This is a genomic window from Pelagibius litoralis (assembly GCF_011683915.1).
GTDB classification, from domain to species: domain Bacteria; phylum Pseudomonadota; class Alphaproteobacteria; order Kiloniellales; family Kiloniellaceae; genus Pelagibius; species Pelagibius litoralis.
The window spans coordinates 151704-168261 of the sequence record NZ_JAAQPH010000005.1 but is presented as its reverse complement, the minus strand read 5'-3'; the positions used below and the strand labels follow the sequence as shown (position 1 = coordinate 168261).

At 63.4% G+C, this 16558-nt stretch carries 18 protein-coding genes; 9 read left to right on the top strand and 9 right to left on the bottom strand.

Features of this window, described 5'->3' with window-relative positions; translation table 11 throughout:
* Window positions 1-6 precede the first annotated feature (6 nt).
* The 6 genes from HBA54_RS08415 to HBA54_RS08390 form a co-directional block, all read right to left on the bottom strand.
* Entirely contained in the window at window positions 7-711 is a 705-nt protein-coding gene (locus HBA54_RS08415; RefSeq protein WP_167223381.1) for an N-acetylmuramoyl-L-alanine amidase, read from the bottom strand.
* 30 nt (window positions 712-741) lie between these two features.
* Complete coding sequence (locus HBA54_RS08410) at window positions 742-1299, bottom strand: isochorismatase family protein (protein WP_167223379.1); 558 nt, start codon at window positions 1297-1299, stop codon at window positions 742-744.
* A gap of 43 nt (window positions 1300-1342) precedes the next feature.
* The gene (locus HBA54_RS08405) at window positions 1343-2251 is read right to left on the bottom strand and encodes a DMT family transporter (protein WP_322095995.1); all 909 of its coding nucleotides are present in this window, start codon (window positions 2249-2251) and stop codon (window positions 1343-1345) included.
* On the bottom strand, window positions 2248-4083 hold the full coding sequence (locus HBA54_RS08400) for an ATP-binding cassette domain-containing protein (RefSeq protein WP_167223377.1): 1836 nt from the start codon (window positions 4081-4083) through the stop codon (window positions 2248-2250). The genes HBA54_RS08405 and HBA54_RS08400 overlap by 4 nt, the downstream gene beginning before the upstream one ends.
* Before the next feature lie 2 nt (window positions 4084-4085).
* Window positions 4086-4820 carry a TerB family tellurite resistance protein gene (locus HBA54_RS08395; RefSeq protein ID WP_167223375.1) on the bottom strand — a complete coding sequence of 245 codons (735 nt, stop codon included), beginning with the start codon at window positions 4818-4820 and terminating at the stop codon, window positions 4086-4088.
* 98 nt (window positions 4821-4918) lie between these two features.
* Window positions 4919-5680 carry a DUF3750 domain-containing protein gene (locus HBA54_RS08390; protein ID WP_167223373.1) on the bottom strand — a complete coding sequence of 254 codons (762 nt, stop codon included), beginning with the start codon at window positions 5678-5680 and terminating at the stop codon, window positions 4919-4921.
* A 148-nt stretch (window positions 5681-5828) separates the two neighbouring features.
* Between HBA54_RS08390 and HBA54_RS08385 the strand changes: the two genes are divergently transcribed.
* Window positions 5829-6428: a glutathione S-transferase family protein gene (locus tag HBA54_RS08385; RefSeq protein ID WP_167223371.1), complete on the top strand. Its 600-nt coding sequence runs from the start codon at window positions 5829-5831 to the stop codon at window positions 6426-6428.
* 130 nt (window positions 6429-6558) lie between these two features.
* Here HBA54_RS08385 and HBA54_RS08380 read toward each other — a convergent pair whose 3' ends face one another.
* A complete protein-coding gene (locus HBA54_RS08380) occupies window positions 6559-7461 on the bottom strand; it encodes a DMT family transporter (protein ID WP_167223369.1) in 903 nt (300 codons plus the stop codon).
* A gap of 133 nt (window positions 7462-7594) precedes the next feature.
* Here HBA54_RS08380 and HBA54_RS08375 point away from each other — a divergent pair, with 133 nt between their 5' ends.
* The 4 genes from HBA54_RS08375 to HBA54_RS08360 all read left to right on the top strand — a co-directional run bounded on the left by HBA54_RS08375 (window position 7595) and on the right by HBA54_RS08360 (window position 12692).
* The gene (locus tag HBA54_RS08375; RefSeq protein WP_167223367.1) at window positions 7595-8062 is read left to right on the top strand and encodes an Lrp/AsnC family transcriptional regulator; all 468 of its coding nucleotides are present in this window, start codon (window positions 7595-7597) and stop codon (window positions 8060-8062) included.
* Window positions 8063-8086: 24 nt separating this feature from the next.
* A complete protein-coding gene (locus HBA54_RS08370; RefSeq protein ID WP_167223365.1) occupies window positions 8087-8383 on the top strand; it encodes a hypothetical protein in 297 nt (98 codons plus the stop codon).
* Window positions 8384-8475: 92 nt separating this feature from the next.
* Entirely contained in the window at window positions 8476-12132 is a 3657-nt protein-coding gene (locus HBA54_RS08365; RefSeq protein WP_167223363.1) for a hydantoinase B/oxoprolinase family protein, read from the top strand.
* Complete coding sequence (locus HBA54_RS08360; protein WP_167223361.1) at window positions 12129-12692, top strand: winged helix DNA-binding protein; 564 nt, start codon at window positions 12129-12131, stop codon at window positions 12690-12692. Before HBA54_RS08365 ends, HBA54_RS08360 begins: the two co-directional genes overlap by 4 nt.
* Before the next feature lie 51 nt (window positions 12693-12743).
* Here the strand turns inward: HBA54_RS08360 and HBA54_RS08355 are convergent, their stop codons facing one another.
* Complete coding sequence (locus tag HBA54_RS08355) at window positions 12744-13343, bottom strand: hypothetical protein (protein ID WP_167223359.1); 600 nt, start codon at window positions 13341-13343, stop codon at window positions 12744-12746.
* A 169-nt stretch (window positions 13344-13512) separates the two neighbouring features.
* On the opposite strand from HBA54_RS08355, the gene HBA54_RS08350 reads away from it, so the two are divergent.
* Together HBA54_RS08350 and HBA54_RS08345 are read left to right on the top strand one after the other, a co-directional pair.
* Window positions 13513-15114, top strand: coding sequence for an AbiV family abortive infection protein (locus tag HBA54_RS08350; protein ID WP_167223357.1), 1602 nt, complete (start codon window positions 13513-13515; stop codon window positions 15112-15114).
* 117 nt (window positions 15115-15231) lie between these two features.
* On the top strand, window positions 15232-15369 hold the full coding sequence (locus HBA54_RS08345) for a hypothetical protein (RefSeq protein ID WP_167223355.1): 138 nt from the start codon (window positions 15232-15234) through the stop codon (window positions 15367-15369).
* Window positions 15370-15464: 95 nt separating this feature from the next.
* On the opposite strand, the gene HBA54_RS08340 is transcribed toward HBA54_RS08345, so the two are convergent.
* Entirely contained in the window at window positions 15465-15785 is a 321-nt protein-coding gene (locus tag HBA54_RS08340) for a winged helix-turn-helix transcriptional regulator (RefSeq protein WP_167223353.1), read from the bottom strand.
* A 109-nt stretch (window positions 15786-15894) separates the two neighbouring features.
* Between HBA54_RS08340 and HBA54_RS08335 the strand changes: the two genes are divergently transcribed.
* Both HBA54_RS08335 and HBA54_RS08330 read left to right on the top strand, forming a co-directional pair.
* A complete protein-coding gene (locus HBA54_RS08335; protein ID WP_167223351.1) occupies window positions 15895-16185 on the top strand; it encodes a putative quinol monooxygenase in 291 nt (96 codons plus the stop codon).
* A gap of 49 nt (window positions 16186-16234) precedes the next feature.
* Window positions 16235-16537 (top strand): DUF1330 domain-containing protein, encoded by a 303-nt coding sequence (locus HBA54_RS08330; protein ID WP_167223350.1) that lies wholly within the window; start codon window positions 16235-16237, stop codon window positions 16535-16537.
* Window positions 16538-16558: the final 21 nt, after the last annotated feature.

The following is a 16558-nucleotide window of genomic DNA, read 5'->3' as shown; positions in this document are numbered from 1 at the left end:
GGCGGGCTATCCAGCCGCGGCCGTGATCCTGAGCACCGCGGCCAGACGCTTGCGGGTTTCCGCGTCGGCTTCGCCGGTGACCGCCGCCGGGCGGTAGCGGCGCTGGAAAGCGCGGATCACCGCGGCCGGGTCTTCGTCGACAAAACCGTAGCCGAGGGTGGTCAGGGCTGCCGTGACGCCGTCGCCGGTGACGCTGTCTCCGGACACGTCATAGGCGGGCCAGAGGCCGACACCTGCTGCCGCCAAACCGGGCCAGTCGAAGAGTTCGCCCGGATCTTCCTTGCGCAGCGGCGCGACGTCGGCGTGGCCGAGCACCCGCTCGGCCGGGATCGGATGGCGCTCCAGAATGTCCTGCGCCAGGGCGGTAACCGAGGCCATCTGCGCGGCCGGGAAGGGGCGATAGCCGAACTCGTGGCCCGGATTGACGATCTCGATCCCGATGGAGCGGGCATTGATATCGTCGGCTCCCTGCCAGCGGGCATGACCGGCATGCCAGGCGCGGCGGTCCTCGCCGACGAGCTGGAAGACCCGTCCGTCCTCTTCGACGCAGTAGTGGGCGCTCACCTTGGCCGTCGGGTCGCACATCCGCTCAAGCGCGGCTTCTCCGCTTTCCATGCCGGTGTAATGCAGCAGCAGGATATCCACCGTTTGCCCGGCGGGGCGGGCATCGTGGTTGGGCGAGGGGCGTTCGTGAACTGGCAGACCGGTCATGGGTATATCCTGGTTCTTAGGAACCGGAGACTAACCCAGGGCAGCAATCACCGCAGCACTGTTCACAACCTGGCCGAACTCGGTATTGAGGGTGGTCAGGTGGGCCAGATGCAACACCTCCGCCGTGACCGGTGATCCGTCCGGCGCCAGCTGGTCGAAAGCGGCGCAGGCATCGGCAACAACGACGACGTCAAAGCCCAGGTTGGCGCCGACGCGCGCCGTGGTGGAAACGCATTGATCGGTCGTCAGTCCGAAGAGGACGATTTGCTCGATCCCCTTCCGGCGCAGATCTTTTTCCAGGCTGGTGCCTATGAAGGCGGCGTTTACGGTCTTTTCGATCAGTGCTTCGCCGCCTTGTGGTTCGAAGCCGGGCTTGAAGTCGTTGCCCGCTTGACCCGGCCTGAGGGTCGAGGCGGGTTCGACCGAGTTGTGCTTCACGTTGATCACCGGCCGGCCTGCCTGCCGCCAGGCGTTCAGCAGGGCGAGCGCATGGTGTTCCATATCCGGGTTGTTGCGCCGGCCCCAGGCCGGATCGTCAAAGGCGGCTTGAACATCGATGGGGATCAAGACGGACTTGCTTGCGAGCATAAAGGGCTGAAGCTCCTTGTCGTCGGTTGCGGCGGAGGGGCGCCTAAACCCGCCCGGCCTCCGGCGCCGTTGCCTTGGGGCGGCGCAGGATGATGATGCCCACCCCGCCGACGGTCAACAGGCCGCCGATCACCAGGTTCGCGGTCAGCGTCTCGCCCAGGAAGACGATGCCAGACAGCACGCCGAAGACGGGGATCAGCAGCATCGCGGGCATGATCTGGTTCATCTGATAGCGGCGCAGCATCCAGTACCAGGCGCCGTAGCCGATCACCACCACCGCCACCGCCTGATAGACGATGGCGAAGTAAGCCCAGAAATTTGCCTGCTGCAGCGCCGCCCACTGACCGTCCTCGAGCAGCAGGGAGGCAAGGGCGAGCTGCGGCATGGCGAAGACGCTGATCCAGGCGTTGAGGGTAAAGCCATCGATCTGCCCCAACCGCTTGATCTGCACGTTGGCGACGGACCACATGCAGGCAGCGAAGATAACGAAACCAAGGGCGGTATACTGGCCGTCGAGGCGCGGCTCCCCGGCGATCACCGCGACCCCGGCGAAAGCCAGCAGCATGGCGAAGCCGCGCCGCCAGCCGAGCTTGTCGTTGAAGAAAAAGGCGGCGAGCAGCGCGGCAAAAGGCACCTGCAGCTGGATGGCGATGGCCGCCGTCGCCGCATCCAAGGTGATGAGCCCGGTAAACATGAAGGAAAAGTGCAGGATGCCCAGCGTGAAGGAGATGCCGAAGAGCGGCAGCCACTGGCCGCGCGGCAGCTTGGCGAAGGGCAGCAGCAGGGCGGCGACCAGGAGGAACCGCAGGGTCATGAAGATCAGCGGCGGCAGTTGTGTGAGGCCGATCTTGGCGACGGCGAAGTTCAGGCCCCAGATCGCCATGATGCCGACAATGATGAGGATGTCGAAAGGCCGCAGGCTAACCTCCGCGACGGGCGTTTGGACGCTCACTCGGCGAGTTCCTCACGCGCCGATTCCAGCGCCAGCCAGCGCTCTTCCGCCGCCGACAACTCGCTGCGCGACTTTGCCAGGGCGTCGGTAACACGGGCAAAGCCGGCAGGGTCGCGGGTGAACAGCTCCGGGTCGGCCAGCTGGCCTTCCAGTTTGGCCAACATGGCGGTCAGTTCCTCGATCCTGCCGGGCAGCGCGTCGAGTTCGCGCTGGTCCTTGTAGCTCAGCTTGTTCCGGCTGCGCGCTTTGTCCGCTGTCGCCGCTTTGGCCGCCGGTTGTCGCTTTTCCAGGCGGGCCTCGTCCCGTGCCTGGCGGTTTCTGGTCTGGTGGTACTGCATGTATTCGCTGTAGCCGCCGGGAACCTCCAGGGTCTTTCCCTCGCCCTCCATGGCGATCACTGCCGTCACCAGCCGGTCCAGAAAGTCACGGTCGTGGCTGACCAGGATCAGGGTGCCTTCGTAGTCGTCCAGGACTTCCTGGAGAAGGTCGAGGGTTTCCATGTCCAGATCGTTGGTCGGTTCGTCGAGCAGCAGCAGATTGCTCGGCTTGGCGAAAAGCCGGGCCAGGAGCAGCCGCGCTTTCTCACCGCCGGAGAGCGCCTTTACCGGTTGGCGGGCCTGGTTCTCGTCGAACAGAAAGTCCTTCAGATAGGATACGACATGGCGTTGGCGTCCGCGCACCAGCAGCGTATCGCCGCCGTCTGGGATCAGGCTTTGCCAGAGCGTGGCTTCCGGGTCCAGGCTCTCGCGCCGCTGGTCGAAGTATACAGGCTCCACTTGGCTGCCGAGGCGCAGCTTGCCGCTGTCGGGCGCCATCTGCCCCATCAGGATCTTCACCAGGGTCGATTTGCCGACGCCGTTGGGGCCGATGACCCCCAGGCGGTCGCCGCGCCGGATGCGGGTCGAGAAATCCGTCAGGATCGGCAGGGGGCCATGCTCGGTCTGGAAGGCCTTGTTGATCCCTTCCGCCTCGATCACCAGGTTGCCGCTGCGCCCGCTGCTGGCGGTATCCAGCTTGGCGCTGCCGACCTGGCGCAGCCACTCGGCGCGTTCGGCGCGCAAGCCGTGCAGGCGGGTGAGGCGGCCCTGGTTGCGTTTGCGCCGGGCGGTCACGCCACGCTGCAGCCAGCGCTCTTCGCGCACGATCTGGCGTTCCAGCTTGTGCTGGGCTTCGGCCTCCTGCTGGCGCAGGGTTTCGGCCCAGGCATCGAAGGCGGAGAATGATTTATCCAGCCGGTGCAGCTTGCCTCGATCCAGCCACAAGGTGGTGTTGGTCAGGTTGCCCAGAAAGGTCCGGTCATGGCTGATGACCAGGAGTGCGCCGCGAAAGCGCTGCAACTCCCCTTCCAGCCAGGCGATGGTCGGCAGGTCCAGATGGTTGGTCGGCTCGTCCAGCAGCAGGATCGCAGGCTCGGAGACCAGGCAGCGCGCCAGGGCGACGCGGCGGCTTTCACCGCCGGAGAGGCCCTCCAGGCTGCGTTCGCCGTCCAGGCTGAGGCGCAGCAGCGCCGCATCGACGGCATGGCGCGGGGCATCGGGACCGCCCGTCGGATCTTTGGCGACATAGTCGGCGATATTGCCGCCGCCGGAGAAATCCGGGTCCTGGGGCAGGTAGGAGACGCTGGCGCCGGGCTGCAGGAAGCGTTGTCCGGCGTCGAGATCCTGCAGGCCGGCGATGATTTTCAGAAGGCTCGACTTGCCGCTGCCGTTGCGGCCGACCAGGCAGGCCCGCTCACCCTTCGACAGGGTCAGCGACAGTCCCTCGAAGAGCGGCCCGCCGCCAAAGGCCAGGCGCGCGCCGTTCAGCGCGATCAGCGGTGGATCGGCGGCCACGGTCAGCGCAGACCGCGCAGCTTGCGGATCTCGTCGTAAGCAGCGTTGATGGTCGCGACTTTCTCGTTCGCCATCTCGACGAACTCCGGCGGCATGCCCTGGGCGACCAGCCGGTCGGGATGGTTTTCCACCACCAGCTTGCGGTGCGCCGCCTTGATGACGGCATCGTCGGCGTCGCGGCTGACGCCCAGAATGCGAAAGGGGTCGCCTGCGCCCGCCGCGACGTTGGCGGCGCGGATACGGTCCCAGCACTGGGCGTCGAAGCCGAAGATCACCGCGAGGCTTTCCAGATATTCGACCTCGTCGTTGCTGACTTCTCCGTCAGCGCGGGCGATGTGGAACAGGCCGCCCAGAAGCTCTTCCAGCACCGCCGGGTTGTCGGCAAACATGCGCCCGAGCTGTTTTGCATAGGGCTCGAAACCGCCGGCGTTCTTGCGCGCCTGATCGAACACCCGGCCGACGTTCTTCATCTCGTGCGGGGGAATACGGAAGACCTGCTTGAAGGCATCGACCTCGTCGCGGGTGACCTTGCCGTCGGCCTTGGCCAGCTTGGCGCCCAGCACGATCACGCCGATGGTAAAGGCGATCTGCTTGGTGGCATCGGCGGCTTCCGCAGCGGCGGGGCCGCCGCTCATCTTGTCGACGGCATGCCCCGCCACGGCGCCGATCAGTGCGCCCAGCGGGCCGCCCAGGGCAAAGCCTGCGGCGCCTCCGAGAATCTTGCCCCAAATGCTCATGGTTTCGCTGCGATGTAATGAAGCTTCATGCGGGTTAAGGGCTTAGCATGACGGGCCGGGCCGGGCCGCGTCAAGCAATCAGCGGCCTGCAGGGGCCCCTAACCCGCGGTAGCGGCAATTCGCCCCAGCCCGGGCAGCTTGATCGCCAGGTCGAGCGGGTCGATACCGAAGCTGAGGCCCAGGATGTTTATTTCCAACCCTTCTTCGACTGCCAGGGTGCCGCCCAGCAGGCCGAACAGCGAAAGCTGATATCCCGTGCCGCTGGGCGCGCTGGCGAGAAAGCGCGTCTCGCCGAGATAGTCTTTGCCCACGGCGGTCGGCGGCAGGTCGAGGGCCAGGGCCGGCACCTGCCGGGCGATGCTGGCGGTGAAGGTGTTGGAATTCGGCCCCGGCCAGGTCTTGTACTCCCCGGTGAAGGGATATGTGGCGATGGCGGCCTCGATCTGGGTGATGGCTGTTGCGGCCTCTTCGCCGCGCAGCTCGGCATAAAGCTCGGGCGTGGCACCGAACCAGGGGCGGTCCGGCGAACCTTGACGCTGTCTCAGGGCATTTCCGCTCTGCCAGAAACGCCAGCCGATCACCTCATGGGTGGTGAAGTTCGCGGCGCCCTCGGGTTTTACCGAGATCCAGGTGTGCACCGCAAAGGCGCCACGCCACCGGACGGTGCGGGCGCCGTAGACCTGGACCACGGCCTCCGGCGTCGTCGCCGGGTCCGGGGCGATTCCGGCGCTTGCGGGCGAGGTGGTGCGCCAGGACCGGTCCAGGGAAACCTCATCCGTCATGGTGGCCAGGGCCGGGCCCGTCAGCAGGAAGCCGAGGATCAGCAGGAGGCGCCGGAGATTGAGGGCTAGGGTCTTCATGATCGGCCGGTCTGTGTTTCAGTGAAAACTTGGGGGTCTGGGCGCTTTCTTGGCAAGGCCTATTCTCATCAACTTTGTGGCGATCCCATGGCGAAGAGAGGGAACAGTCTCTAAACTCGCCGCCGTTCATCACCCTCTGGAGGCCGCCATGCAGTTGTTCTACTCCCCCACGTCCCCCTATGCGCGCAAATGCCGGGTTGTCGCGCGGGAGCGCGGATTGATGGCGGCCCTTGAGGAGGTTGTTTGCAATCCTATGGAGGACCCGCCCGAACTGCAGAGCAAGAATCCCCTCGGTAAGGTGCCGGCCCTGGTCCTCGACGACGGCACGGCGGTTTTCGACAGCCCGGTGATCGCCGAGTATCTGGACGGTCTGGGCGGCGCCGAGACGCTGATCCCTGCGGCCGGGCCGGAACGCTTCAAGGTGCTGGTTGCCGCGGCCCTGGGTCAGGGTATGACCGATGCGGCTTTCAACGTGACCATGGAGGGCCGGCGGCCCGACGGCGAAAGCTCCCCGGCGGCGGTGGAACGCTGGCGGGCCGCCATCCTCCGCGGGCTCGACCACATGACGGCCCACATTCAAGGGCAACCCGGCGACCTGACCATGGGCCATATCGCCTGCGGTTGCGCCCTCGGTTATCTCGATCTGCGCCATGGCGACCTCAACTGGCGCGGCGGGCGCGACGGCCTTGCCGCCTGGTTTGCCGCTTTCGATGCCCGCCCCTCGATGCGCGAAACCGACCCGAACTAGAGTCTTTCAGGGTTTCACGGCACCGGCCCGCTCCCCTCCCGGCCACCCACAGGATAATCGCCCCTGGGACATTTGGGGGTGGCCGGGAGGGAAGTGGGCTGGGACCGTTTCGACGTAAGTCGAAAACGCCCTAGACTCGGCTGCGCGGCAGCAGGCCGAGGGCGGTGATCATGCCGGCGGTGACAAACGCTGCGCCGGTCAGGTCGGTCAGGCTCGGCACCTCGCCCAGCAGTGGATAGGCCAGCAGCACGGCCACGACCGGCACCAGGGTGACGAAGACCGCGCCGCGCCCGGCGCCCAGCAGTGCGACTGCGCGGCTGTAGCAGATCAACGCCAGGATCGCCGCGAAGAGCCCCTGGAACACGGCCTGTCCCGCCACTTCGGCCAAGGGGGCCGCGAAGAGCTGCGGCTCCGCGATGAGTAGGTAGATCGGCCCGTAGATAAGCAGTGAAAGAACCGAGACCAGCGCCGTTGCCTGCAGGGGATCGGCGCCCCAGGCGCGCAGAGCGACGGTGTAGCTGGCCCAGAGCAGGCCGCCCGTGGCGAAAAGCAGGTGGCCCTTCCACTGTTCGCCTTGATAGTCCCCAAGGGCCTGGCTGCCGATCAACAGCACGCCGGTCAGCATCAAGACCATGCCGATCAGGCGTTGGCGTGGCGGGCGGTCGCCCAGCAGCAGCCAGCCGCCCAGGGTCGCGAAGACCAGCATGCAGCTCGGTCCGATGATGCCGCCCTGGCCGGCGGGCGCGTAAGTCAGCCCGCTGGCGGTCACCAGCACATAGGGCGCGCCGGCGCCGAGGCTGAGAAACAGCGCCCGCCCCCAGCCGAGGCCGCCGGTCCCGTGGCGGATCACCAGGGGCAGCAGAATCAGGCCGGCGACCAGAAAGCGCAGCGCCGCTATGTCGGCCACAGCCAGGCTCTGGCGGATGCCGAGCGCGGAGATCACCGGCCAGGCCCCCCAGATCAAGGCGGCGGTCAGGCCGTAGAGCACCGCGCTCGGTAAGGCGGACGGCTGGGTTTCGGAAAGGTCGGTCATGGCGGGGCGCCCCTTTTGTTGGCTGTTCTCATAGGGGTAGCCTAGTAAATCGCTACGCCGGGAGACGGCGAATTCCCAGACAAGGAGACCAAATTCTGCGCATTTATCCAGAAATCGGTGATATTCTGCAGAAATGGATGATTTGGATCAATTCGACGTCGCGCTGCTGGACCAGCTTCAGCGCGACAACCGCCAAACCTCGGAGGCCCTGGCCGCTGCCGTCGGTCTCTCCGCCACCGCCTGCCAGCGGCGCATGAAGCGGCTGCGCGAGGCCGGATACATCGCTGCCGACGTGTCGGTTCTGGACCCGGCCAAGGTCGGCCGGCGCACCACCTTCATCGTGCAGGTGGATCTCGCCCGCGGCCGCGCCGACATCGTCGACGGCTTCAAACGGGATATGCAGAAGATTCCCGAGGTCCAGCAGTGCTACTATGTCACCGGTGAGGCTGATTTCATCCTGGTCGTCGTCGCCAGGGATCTCGCCCACTATGAGCAACTCACCCGGCGTCTTTTCTACGGCAACAACGTCATCGGGAAGTTCCACACCCAGGTGGTGATGGACAGCGTTAAGCTGGGCCTGACGATTCCGCTGGAGGTCTAGGCGCGCAGAACCGGAGGAAAGCGGTTGCCGACTTGGTTGCTGGTACTCTTGGTGATGATCCCGGTTCTTTGGCTCGCCTTCTGCATCCTCAAGGCGCAGTTCGGCCTGGTCTGCGGCAGAGCCTGTAGCGCCACGATTCTACTGGCCGATGCGGTTGCGATCATCTGGCTGGCCGTGCAGGGCCAGCACTTCATGAACGGCGCGCAGATCGGATTCGCTTGCCTAGTTCTTTTCACGGTGAACGTCGGCCTGTCGGTCGGCTGGCTGACCGGGCACCTCAAATTGCGCCGCGAGAAAGATGCAGTCGAAACGTCGTTCTGAGAATTCGTTGACATTTTATCGATAAACTGTCTCTGTATAGAAATGCCAAATTGGCGTTTTCAAATCGATGGGCCAAAGAAACGGGGATTACGATGGACGGCGACAACAGGCAGGCGGCTTGGCAATTCTGGATCGACCGGGGGGGCACCTTCACCGACGTGGTGGCGCGCAAGCCGGACGGCAGTCTGGTAACCCACAAACTGCTGTCGGAGAATCCGGAGCAGTACAAGGACGCCGCCGTTCAGGGCATTCGCGAGCTGCTGGGCCTCACCAGGGATGCCGCCCTGCCGCCCGGCGCCGTCGAGGCGGTGAAGATGGGCACGACCGTGGCCACCAACGCCCTGCTGGAGCGCAAGGGCGACCGTACCCTCTTCGTGACGACCGGGGGTTTCGGCGACCTGCTGCGCATCGGCTATCAGAACCGGCCGCGGCTTTTCGACCGCCACATCGTGCTGCCGGAAATGCTCTACGAGCAGGTGGTCGAGGTGACGGAGCGGGTCTCCGCCCAGGGCGAGACCATCACGGCGCTGGAGGAGGCGCCGGCGCGCCAGGCCCTGCAGGCGGCCTACGACGACGGTATCCGCGCGGTCGCCATCGCCTTCATGCACGGCTACCGCTACCCCGATCACGAGAACCGCATCGCCGCCATCGCCACGGAGATCGGCTTCACCCAGGTGTCCACCAGCCACGGCGTCAGCCCGCTGATGAAACTGGTCAGCCGCGGCGACACCACGGTGGTCGACGCCTACCTCTCGCCGATCCTGCGCCGCTATGTCGATCAGGTCGCCGGGCAGTTGGACGCCGATGTCGATAAAGGCCCGCGCCTGATGTTCATGCAGTCCAACGGCGGCCTTACCGACGCCCGGCTGTTCCAGGGTAAGGACGCCATTCTCTCCGGTCCTGCCGGCGGCGTGGTCGGCATGGTGCGCACGGCGGCCATGGGCGGCTTTGAAAAGCTCATCGGCTTCGACATGGGCGGCACCTCCACCGACGTCTCGCACTATGACGGGGAGTTCGAGCGCACCTTCGAAACCCAGGTGGCGGGCGTGCGCATGCGTGCGCCGATGATGCACATCCACACCGTGGCCGCCGGCGGCGGCTCCATCCTGCACTTCGATGGCGCGCGCTATCGTGTCGGCCCGGATTCCGCCGGCGCCGATCCGGGCCCGGCCTGCTACCGCCGCGGCGGGCCCCTGGCGGTGACCGATTGCAATGTCATGCTGGGCAAGATCCAGCCGGCCCAGTTCCCCCGGGTTTTCGGCCCCAAGGCCGACGAAGCCCTGGACGCCGCGGTGGTGCGCGAGAAGTTCTCTGCCCTGGCCGAAGAGATCGCCCAGGCGACCGGCAAGCCGCAGACCTCGCCGGAGTCGGTGGCCGAGGGCTTCCTGCGCATTGCCGTGGAGAACATGGCCAACGCGATCAAGAAGATCTCGGTGCAGCGCGGCTACGACGTCACCGAATACACCCTCAACTGCTTCGGCGGGGCCGGCGGGCAGCACGCCTGTCTGGTGGCCGACGCGCTGGGCATGACCCGGGTGTTCCTGCATCCCTTCGCCGGGGTGCTCTCGGCCTACGGCATGGGTCTGGCCGATGTGCGGGCGATCCGCGAGCGCCAGATCGAAGCCGCCTTTGCCGCGGGCGTGACCGACGATATCGAAACGGCTTTCGGCGAACTGGCGGTGGGCGCCAAGGAAGAGGTTCTGGCCCAGGGGGTCGACCCCGCGCGCATCGCCCTGGTGCGCAAGGTGCAGCTGCGCTACGAGGGCACCGACAGCCCGCTGCAGATCGACTTCGCCGATCTGGCGGAAATGAAGGCGGCCTTCGAGGTGGCGCATAAGCAGCGCTTCGGCTTCATCGCACCGGACCGCAATCTGGTGGTCGAGGCGGTCTCGGTGGAGGCCGTCGGCTCGACCGAGGCGGTCGACGACCCGGAGCGCGTAGTCGGTGCTGACGCAAAGCCCGCCGAACCCCTGGACCGGGTCACCATGTACTCCGGCGGCGAAAGCCACGAGACGCCCCTCTACGACCGCGACGCCCTGCTGCCGGGACAGAAGGTCGACGGCCCGGCGGTGATCATCGAGGCGACGGGCACCACGGTGGTGGAACCGGGCTGGCAGGCCGAGATGACCGCGCGCGGCCATCTGGTGCTGGTCCGCATCGTCGCCCGCCCCAAGACCGAGGCGGTCGGCACCGAGGCCGATCCGGTGATGCTGGAGGTCTTCAACAACCTCTTCATGTCGATCGCCGAGCAGATGGGCGCGACCCTTTCCAACACCGCCTATTCGGTGAACATCAAGGAGCGGCTGGATTTCTCCTGCGCAATCTTCGATCCCGTCGGCAACCTGGTCGCCAACGCGCCGCACATGCCGGTGCACCTGGGCTCCATGGGCGAGTCGATCAAGACGGTGATCCGCGAGAACGCCGGGACCATGAAGCCGGGCAACGTCTATGCGCTCAATGCGCCCTACAACGGCGGCACCCACCTGCCGGACGTGACGGTCATTACCCCGGTCTTCGACGATGCCGGGAAGGAGATCCTGTTCTACGTCGGCTCGCGCGGGCACCATGCCGATATCGGCGGGCGCACCCCGGGCTCGGCGCCGCCGGATTCCACGGTGATCGAGGAAGAGGGTGTTCTCATCGACAACTTCCTGCTGGTGGAAGAGGGCGTTTTGCGTGATGCCGAGACCCTGGCGCTCTTGAAATCCGGGCGCTATCCCTGCCGCAACCCGCAGCAGAACATGGCCGACCTCGGTGCCCAGATCGCCGCCAACGAAACCGGCGTGCAGGAGGTGCGCAAGATGCTCGCCCACTTCGGCTTCGACGTGGTGCAGGCCTATATGCGCCATGTGCAGGACAATGCCGAGGAATCGGTGCGCCGGGTGCTGGATGTGCTGAAGGACGGCGAGTTTACCTATCCGCTGGACAACGGCAGCCAGATCCAGGTGAAGATCATCGTCGATAAGGCCGCGCGCGAGGCGACCATCGACTTCACCGGCACCTCGCCCCAGGACCGCGGCAATTACAACGCGCCGACGGCGGTCTGCAAGGCGGCGGTGCTCTATGTCTTCCGCACCCTGGTGGAGGACGAGATCCCGCTGAACGAGGGCTGCCTGAAGCCGCTGAAGCTGAAGATCCCCGAGCGCTCCATGATCAGCCCGGTCTATCCGGCCGCCGTCATCTCCGGCAACACCGAGGTGTCGCAGTGCATCACCGATGCGCTCTACGGCGCGCTGGGCGTGCTGGCCTCGGCCCAGGGCACCATGAACAACTTCGTCTACGGCAACGATCAGTATCAGAACTACGAGACCATCTGCGGCGGCACCGGCGCCGGGCCGGATCACGACGGCACCTCCGCCGTGCACTCCCACATGACCAACACCCGGATGACCGACCCGGAGGTGCTGGAGTGGCGCTTCCCGGTGAGGCTGGAGGCCTTCCGCATCCGCCACGGTTCCGGCGGGGCCGGCAAGCACCGGGGCGGCGACGGCGTCATCCGGCGCATGCGTTTCCTGGAGCCCATGACCGCCACCATCCTCTCGCTGCACCGCGCCACCGACCCCTACGGCCTCGACGGCGGCGGGCCGGGCCAGCGCGGCCGCAACGCGGTGATCCGCGCCGATGGGTCTGAGGATCTGCTGAAAGGCAGCGACGAGACCGAGATGACGGCCGACGATGTCTTCGTCATCGAAACCCCGGGCGGCGGCGGCTACGGCCTCGCGGCGGAGCGGGCGGAGGCAGCGGAATGAGCGGCGACGGCACGGCCAAGGAAAAGCCCACAAAGACACCGAAGCGCCGCAACATCGTCTCCTCCGCCCATCTGGTTTCCGAGCGGGCGGAGGAACTGAGCGCCTTCGAATACGGCCTCTACATCGCCTCCAACGCCTTCGAACGCTGGATCACCAGATGCATGGCGGCGGCGGGCCTGCCGGAACTAAGCTCTCTCGATGTCATGGTGGTGCACACGGTGAACCACCGGGCGCGCGACAAGCGCCTGTCCGATATCTGCTTCGTCCTCAATATCGAGGACAGCCACACGGTGAACTACGCGCTGAAGAAGCTTACCCGCCTCGGCCTCGTTGCCGGCGACAAGCGCGGCAAGGAGATTTTCTATGCCACCACCAAGGAAGGCGCCGAGGTCTGCGTGAAGTACCGCGAGGTGCGCGAGGCCTGCCTGGTGAATTCCTTCGCCGCCTTCTCCGGCAGCCAGGAAGGCGACCTCAACGACCAGATCGGCCAGGCCGCCGACCTCCTCCGCGCCCTCTCGGGCCTCTACGATCAGGCGGCAAGATCGGCGACGAGTCTTTAGGGCGCTCCTTTCAGCGAGGGAGCTTGCGACAGGCCTCAAACAGCGGAAGACTTAGAATCTATAATCATCCTCCAAATACAGACCATGCCCTTTAGCCGCTTCAACGACTTCGGGAAGCAGAAGCTCATCTATACGCTCAATCAAATCAGCTATCTCAAAGATCATAAATTCAGATTTGTCGGATCGAATGAGGATCTTGGGACTAAAGTACTCTATTGAGCTAGCATGTTTGGCGCACCATTCAGAGAATTTCTCATAGCCAAATGGATTTAAAATCGCCTGTGCCATTAGGTCTGAATCTATAATCTCCAACTTTTCACAATGGATGATGATGCCAAGCAACCTCCCTAAGCTAACAAAGTCATCTTGAGGGACTGGTAATGTCTCATCATTCTGGAATATGAACTTCCACTTTCTCACCCTCGCCTCGTCACCGTTTAGCGTCACCCCGCAGACCGCAATTAAACGGCGCGCGCTGATCGACAAAACAATGACGTCGTCAATTGCTAAAGTTTTCTGCCGCGTCAAGATGTCCTCAAAGCTGATATCTACATGCGCACTGCCAGAAAACGCGCTCAAACGAGCGCAACGCTCAATGACGTTTTCATAGGCGTGGCGAGCCAACTCCCGTTCGAGCTGAGTTACTTTCATGATTCGATACCATTCCTTCTGCATTACGTCAGTGCCGACCACATTGCGGGTACCGCCTCTGGCTTGCTAGTCATCGTCGGCTGGTTGTTGATGATCCCCCGAAAACCATAGTTCCTGATAAATTAGGCTCGAACGCTAAGTTGCTAACACAGCAAAGGCATGAAAAGCCATGGTCAGAAAGACGGCAAAGAAACCACCTAAGAAGAGAGCTGTTCAAATTGGTGCAAAGGACCGTAAAGCGATGCGGGAGTGCATAGTTCATGCGCGCAACCTGCTGAATTCTGCTCGCGCCGTTCAGGGGGAAGGACACCCGAACATCGCATATCATCTGGCCGCTCTGGCGCTCGAAGAAGTCGGTCGTTGGGAACTCATTGCACTTAAAGCCATGAGCGAACACGAACCCGTGCCATCGACGTGGATGCAAAAGCACATGGGGAACCACGTGAAAAAGCTGTTCTGGTGTTTCTTTGGTGCCGAATTCTACGGCAACAAGCTAACCAAGGAAGGGCTTGAATCTATGGAGGTTTTCGCCCGACAAGTACACGCAAATCGCCTGATTGGGCTTTACGTGGAACAAACGGACGATGGTGTATCGGTCCCAGCAGAAGCTATCGACGCGCGTGAAGCTGACACGTTGATTGAACTAGCCGACGTTCGCCTTGAAATGGCTGAGGCCAGGAAGCTACGCGTGCGCTTGACTGCAGACGAAATCGAACTTCAAGCTTGGTTTCTCGAAGCTACCGGCGACCTGGAGAAGCGTCGGATGATTATGTCCGACGCGTCGCTCACCAAGCTAGCAGAGCTGAAAAATGCGCTAGCATGGATTAACTGGCTGAAAGAGCAGTTTGATCAAGCAGAGCGAGAAGGGCGTGTTGCCGCCGAAGAAGAGCTTAAACGTGCGCGTCTGGGTAAGAAGGGTACAGGCAAAGACAAATGGCGCATCCGCGTCCGCATCTTCACTCAATCCCACTTGATTCGGCCGAAAGCCCTCACAGCGTGGAACAAGTCTACTGAGTGGATCAAGCTGTCCGCCGTCTCGGGCAAGAAGGATCAGCTCGACATCGACATTACTCTCGCCGACAGCGTCCCGCCACAGGGTGTGTGGTGGCTTGGTTGGGGAATCGCCCGACACTTCGTGACGGCGCTTAACATTGGAACGATGGGCTTCTGGTGGTGGCGGATGCCTAAGCAGATCGACCGATATTATGAGCGGATCGACAATCTGGAGAGGAAAATGGAAGTGACGATTGAGCGATCGCCCAGCCTCAGAATCGATTGGGGCGAGAATCGTGTCCTCACGGAAGGCGATCTCTACACCGTCAGCCAATGCTTCGCCGCGATGCCGGCGCCTGCTGATCGCGACCAACATACGCCTTTCAACTACTATATTGGCGGCTTGACCTTCCTTTCATTGAACGATGTGCATTGGCAATGTGAGAAGGAAGCCTTCGGTAATTTTATGGAAAGCCTAAAGCAAATGTTGGCTGGGAGAGGCGCCTGGCAGCGCGACACGCCCATCACACCGCGCCTCATGGCATTTCTCGACCAGATGTTTCCTGAGTTCGATGAGCGTGAGCAATACCGTGAAATCTTCGACGCCTACGAGAGGAAAGCCGTCGAATCGGCGACGGTGACTTTGAAAGAGGTTTCCTTTATGAAGCTGTTCTGTGATGCCTACTTCCTCAAGGAGGTTCGTCCAACTGCTTTGAAATCCCTTGCTGAGGAAAGAGCTGAAAGCATGAAACGAAAGAAGAAAAATAGGAAAAACTGACAACCTAGTTCGAGTGTCATGCGTGGGCCTTGCAACTGTCAGATACAACATCTGTCTTGCACACTCGTTGCGCTTCATCGCAAGCTTGTCTGACCTGACAAAAGGCAGGACAACATCATGCCAGCACTTTCCCCCTCCGAAATCGCGCGTTACAACCGCGACGGGCTTCTGATTCCCGATTACCGCATTCCGGCGGCGCGGCTGGTGGAACTGCGGGCGGCATTGGACGAGATGCTGGCGAACAACCCGGAATAGGCGGCCCGAGCAACTGGTCAGCGCCCATGTATCAGGCCCCAATAAGGAGGGTGTTGCGATCCTCCACTTATGACCCGAAGCCGCCGCCCGATTGTTCAGACGTAGCTCTCGCCCCAGTCACGCAGCGCCAGCAGGATCGGCTCTAATGTCCTGCCTTTTTCGCTCAGGCTGTATTCGACGTGGGGCGGGACGACCGGATAGACCTTGCGGACGATCAGGCCGTCGCTTTCCAGCTCTCTCAGTTGCTTGGTCAGCATGCGCTGGGTGACGTTCCCGACATCCCGCTTCAGTTCGTTGTAGCGCTTGGTGCCTTCGAGCAGGTGATAGAGCGCGACGCCCTTCCACTTCCCGCCGATGCGCTCCAGCGCGGCCTCCACCGGGCAGCCGCGCGAACAGTCATAGCTTTCGAACCGCATGAAGCCTCCATAGGATACAATCTGTACCTACCGCACAAAACTGTGCGTACTTGCTACTTTCGCCCTTTATCTCTATCTCACCGGCTGAACCACGACAAGGAGGCAGTCAATGGCAAGCCTGACAATCGTCGCCAACATCAATGCCAGGGCGGACAAGGTCGAACTGGTCAAGGCGGAGCTGCAAAAGCTCATCGTGATCACGCGCGCCGAGGACGGCTGCATCCAGTATGACCTGCACCAGGACAATGAGAACCCGGCGCATTTCCTGTTCTTCGAAAACTGGGAGAGCCGGGAGCTTTGGCAAACCCATATGAACGCCCCGCATCTCGCCGCCTACATGGCGGCAACCGAGGGTGCGGTCGAAGCCTTCACGCTGAACGAAATGACCAAAGTCGGCTGACACTCCGGGCAAGGGAGATGTCAAACCCGGACACAGGAGAACGCCAAGGATGACCTGCTATTCGGTTCTAGCCGTCACACCCACGACCGATGACTGGGTTCCGGACTACATCGGACCGGCGAACGAACTCGTTGCCCGGCACGGGGGCAGGTATCTCGCCCGGACGGCCAGCCACGAACGTCTCGAAGGGGAAGGCGAAGACGCTGCCCTGCGCATCGTCATAGAGTGGCCCTCGAAGGAAGCCGCTATGGCCTTCATGAACGACCCGGCCTACCTACCTCATCTCAAGGCGCGGACCGCCGGCTCGCACAGCCATCACTTCCTCATCGAAGGCAAGGACGACCTGACCTGAGGGGCCCTGAGTACCGCGGAT